Source organism: Microbulbifer sp., assembly GCF_051659245.1.
Classification (GTDB): Bacteria; Pseudomonadota; Gammaproteobacteria; order Pseudomonadales; family Cellvibrionaceae; genus Microbulbifer.
The window spans coordinates 1-4,221 of record NZ_JBOFOC010000200.1 but is presented as its reverse complement, the minus strand read 5'-3'; the positions used below and the strand labels follow the sequence as shown (position 1 = coordinate 4,221).

The following is a 4,221-nucleotide window of genomic DNA, read 5'->3' as shown; positions in this document are numbered from 1 at the left end:
GAAGCGCAGTCCGATCGCGGCCATGGGCCGCTCCCGGCCGGACCGCTCCTACCAGGGGGATTTTTCCAGGGGGGCGATCCCGGGTCCCGGGTCCCGAAATCAGTGAAATACCGGCGCGGAAATAAAACTCCAGAAAAGCACCGTGCCCACCATCACCAGCACCGCCATCACCATGGAGACAGTGACGATCGCACTGGCGAACAGGAAGCCGCGCTCCTCGGAAACCTCCATCACGATGGGAATACCCAGGTACAGCAGGTACACCGCATAGGCCACCGCCAGGGTGGCGAGCAGGATATCCAGCCACAGCAGCGGGTAGAAGCCGGCCGCGCCGGCAATAAAGATGGGCGTTGCGGTAAAACCGGCGACCACCATGCCCTTCATGGGATAGGTCCTGGCGCCGTAGGTTTTCGCCATCCAGTGAATAAAATAACCGATGGCCACCACCGCCAGCACCATGGTGCAGTAGAACACCGCCACCAGGGACAGGGCGCTGTTGCTGGTGATGCGCACCGGCTCGCCGCCACCGATACTCCAGCCCACGCGGGTGGTGCCGAAATACCAGGCCAGCGCCGGCAGCAGCGCCAGCACGATCACATAGGGAATTTGCCGGCGGAGATTTTTCTCCGACAGGCTGCCGATTTGCTGCCACTGCCGACGAGGCTGTAGCAGCAGTCCGAACGTATGGTTCAACATCCCGTTTTCCTCACTACACTGCAAGAAACTCGGGAGAGTCCTCAATTGCTCAGTTTGATCTGGATACTGCTTATCAAAGTGAGGAATACCGCTTAGAGGCCATTCCCAAAGCTCCAGTCTTTCTTATTGTTGCACTTATCGTTGTAACACCTGGGTCGCACAAGTCAACGATCGAAATTAAATTGGCGGGAAAGTTTTGTTTGCGTTTCCTTTGGAAACATTGTGCAGGAAAAAATTGATACCGATTGCCCCGAGATCCGCCCCCCGTAGGAGCGGCCCATGGCCGCGATAGGGCTGCGCTTCGCAGCTCAGATCGATCGCGGCCATGGGCGGATGGCCGCCCCGCCGCTCCTACAGAGGAAATTGATCACCGATCATTGGTCATTGATATCGACCACTTCCACCGGCCGCATCCAGCCAAAACGGTCCTCCGCGCGCCCCTCCTGAATATCCAGCAGCGTCTCGCGCAGGCACGCTGCCACCGAGCCGGGGGCCGAGGAGAGGGGGGATTCCCCGCTGTCGTCCCCCAGAACGCTGATCGGGCTGACGATCGCCGCGGTGCCGCAGGCGAAGGCCTCGCTGCAGCTGCCGTCCCGCACCCGGGCGAGCAGTTCGTCGATATCGATGTCCCGTTCGTGCACCGTGTAGCCCAGTTCCCGGGCCAGGGTGATCAGCGAGTCCCGGGTGACCCCTTCGAGGATCGAGCCGTTCAGGGCCGGGGTGTGCAGCTCGCCGTCGATCACCGCGAAGAAGTTCATGCCGGAGAGCTCGTCCACGGTACGCCGGTTGCCGGGGTTCAACCACAGGGACTGGTCGTAGCCCCGCTCCTTGAGCCGCGCGATGGAGAGCAGCGAGGCGGCGTAGTTGCCGCCCACCTTGCTGTCGCCGGTGCCGCCCACCGCCGCGCGGGAGTCCTCCCGCTCCATCCACAGGCGCATGTTGCCGGCGTGATAGACCTCGGAGGGGCTGGCGATCACGTAAAACTCGTAGGAGGCACTGGCGGAAACCGACAGATCCGGCTGGGTACCCAGCAGAAAGGGGCGCAGGTAGAGGGACTCACCACTGCTCGCCGGCACCAGGTTGGCGCAGTAGGCGGTCACCGTGCGCACGCCGTCCATAAATAGAGTCTCCGGCACCGGCGGCATGCACAGCCGCTCGGCGGAATGGGCCATGCGCGCGGCATTGCGCTCCGGGCGGAACAGGCTGACCCCACCGTCCCGGGTGCGGTAGGCCTTCATGCCCTCGAAGCAGGACTGGGCGTAGTGCAGCACCTTGGCCGCGGGGTCCAGCGCCAGCGGTCCATAGGGGACCAGTTCGCCGGTACTCCAGCAGCCGTCCTGACAGCGGGCGCGGAACATGACCGGCGCCATCACGCTGCCGAAACCCAGCCGCTCGGGCACTTCAAAGCCACGCAGACAGCTGGCTACAGCGGGGTGTATATCAATACTCACTGATTCTCTCCTGCTAACTCACGAGCCGATTATGGCGCTTGCCGGGATCGAAGCCAAACCCTCCGCCCAACGGAAGGCGCATTCACGCACAACTCTGTAGATTATCCCCAAACGGAATAGGACAGACATTTCGCATTCGGCTGGATTGCCGGCAGCCGGCGAGCGGCGCCCCCCCGGAAAAAACTTTTTATGATGCCGATCCATTTTTTTTAACTGCGACACAAAATTACTGGCACCTGTTTCCTAATATCCGTGTATTGCCCACGCCTTCCCCATGCCGGGCTGCTACACCGAACAGGTGAACAGGATCTGATGCATCGGGCGCAACTGCCGCCACAATCGCAAGTGACAAGCGCCCCTTGGCTATACTCATTTTTACGCACCCCAGCAGATACGGGGCGCGCTTACAGGTCACGGCGCCGCCTGAATCCGCGGGCCGGCAACCTGCCACCGGAAAGAACAATCACTCCGGGCACAGTCAGGGATTGTGCAAGAACCACACTTCAGGGAGAGAAAATCCGCACGGCCACAGCGCCCGAGCGGAGTTCGTGCCCGGCTCTCCGTTCCCGACAGAGCGCGAGACGGGTGAAGTACAACATGGAACAGAAGTGGTTCAACCGTGACACAGACAGAAATCGGCAACAATTTTGCTATCGGCTTGATGTTTACGGCCACAGCTCTGCTGTGTGGTAACACCTACGCGGAAGAAGGCACAGCCACCGCCGTCGATTCCAAAGCTCCGCCTCCCGCCTATATCGAGGCCGCGTCGAAACCCCTGGAGACACCCAGGCGGCAGCTGCGCCCCTCGGAGGCGGTGGAGAACTACCGCGCCCGCATCGAAGAACTGGAGGCGGAACAGGGTGCCTACGGCGCGGGCATCGACGAGCAATTGTTGGGCCTGGCCACAGCGCTGCAGAAAGCCGGCGCCCACGAAGAGGCGATCGGCGAATTCCGCCGCGCCATGCTGATCAACCGGGTCAACGAGGGTCTCTACTCGCTGAACCAGGTGCCCATGATCGAGCGCATGATCAGCAGCCAGATCGCGCTGCAGCAATGGGAAGAAGCCAACGACAACCAGCAGTATCTCTTCTGGCTGCACGCGCGCAACTATGGGGAAAAGGACCCGCGCATGCTGCCGGTCATCAACAACCTGAGCCGCTGGCACCTGCAGTCCTACGTAGAGGAAAAAGGGGCTACCCTGTTCGAGCACCTGATCAGCGCCACCAACCTCTACACCCTGGCGGTGGATATCATCACCCAGAACTTCGGCGCCAACGACCTGCGCCTTGTGGAGGCCCTGCGCGGTCTCAAGGCCACCAACTACTACCTGGCGACTTACAAGGGTGAGCCGCAGGAGGCGATAGTGGTGAACACCAGCTTTGGCGGAGGCAACGGCATGGACCCGCAGAGATCCAAGCTGGACCACTACCGCATGAACAGTTTCAGCTCCGGCAAAAATGCCATTGCGCGCATCGTCGACGTTTACCAGAAAAATCCCCAGTCCCCCCCGGCGGCCTCCGCCAAGGCTAAGGTGGAACTGGGCGATTGGTATATGATGTTCAACAAGTGGCATTCGGCGAAGAAAACCTACGGTGAGGCCTACCAGGCGCTGTGGGACAACGGCGCCACCAACCGGGAGATCGAGGATATTTTCGGTCGCCCCGCGGCGCTGCCGGCACTGCCGATACTGGAAGAGGACCGCGAAGCGCTGGCGCAGTCCTACGTCACCGTCTCCTACGACGTGACCGCTTTCGGCAAGGCGCGCAATATCCGGATACTGGATGCCAGGCCGGAAAACAGCGTGAGCATCCGTTCGCGAGTGCGCAATGTACTCAAGCGTGCGAAATTCCGCCCGCGCTTCGCAGACGGTGAACCGGTGGACACCACAGGCATAGTGCAGCGCTTCGTATTCGATTGAAGCGGGAAAATGGCGTGGGAACGGACGGGAAGTTTCAACTCTGGATAACAGAAGCTGTCGAACATAAGGTGACAACACGGCTCCCCGTGTAGGAGCGGCGGGGCGGCCATCCGTCCATGGCCGCGATCGATCTGAGCTACGAAGCGCAGTCCGATC

The 4,221-nt window shown here is 61.3% G+C and carries 3 protein-coding genes; 1 reads left to right on the top strand and 2 read right to left on the bottom strand.

Going from position 1 to position 4,221, the window contains the following annotated elements; translation table 11 throughout:
* Nucleotides 1-99: 99 nt before the first annotated feature.
* Entirely contained in the window at nt 100-696 is a 597-nt protein-coding gene (locus ACRC0P_RS18775; RefSeq protein WP_438632835.1) for a Yip1 family protein, read from the bottom strand.
* Nucleotides 697-1,070: 374 nt separating this feature from the next.
* A complete protein-coding gene (locus ACRC0P_RS18770) occupies nt 1,071-2,147 on the bottom strand; it encodes a branched-chain amino acid aminotransferase (RefSeq protein WP_438632834.1) in 1,077 nt (358 codons plus the stop codon).
* Between the two features lie 619 nt (nt 2,148-2,766).
* Between ACRC0P_RS18770 and ACRC0P_RS18765 the strand changes: the two genes are divergently transcribed.
* Complete coding sequence (locus ACRC0P_RS18765) at nt 2,767-4,065, top strand: hypothetical protein (protein WP_438632833.1); 1,299 nt, start codon at nt 2,767-2,769, stop codon at nt 4,063-4,065.
* Nucleotides 4,066-4,221: the final 156 nt, after the last annotated feature.

What these genes read in the sequence shown, in the direction of transcription:
- ACRC0P_RS18775 (WP_438632835.1), bottom strand. Translation starts at nt 696, where the DNA reads ATGTTGAACCATACGTTCGGACTGCTGCTACAGCCTCGTCGGCAGTGG.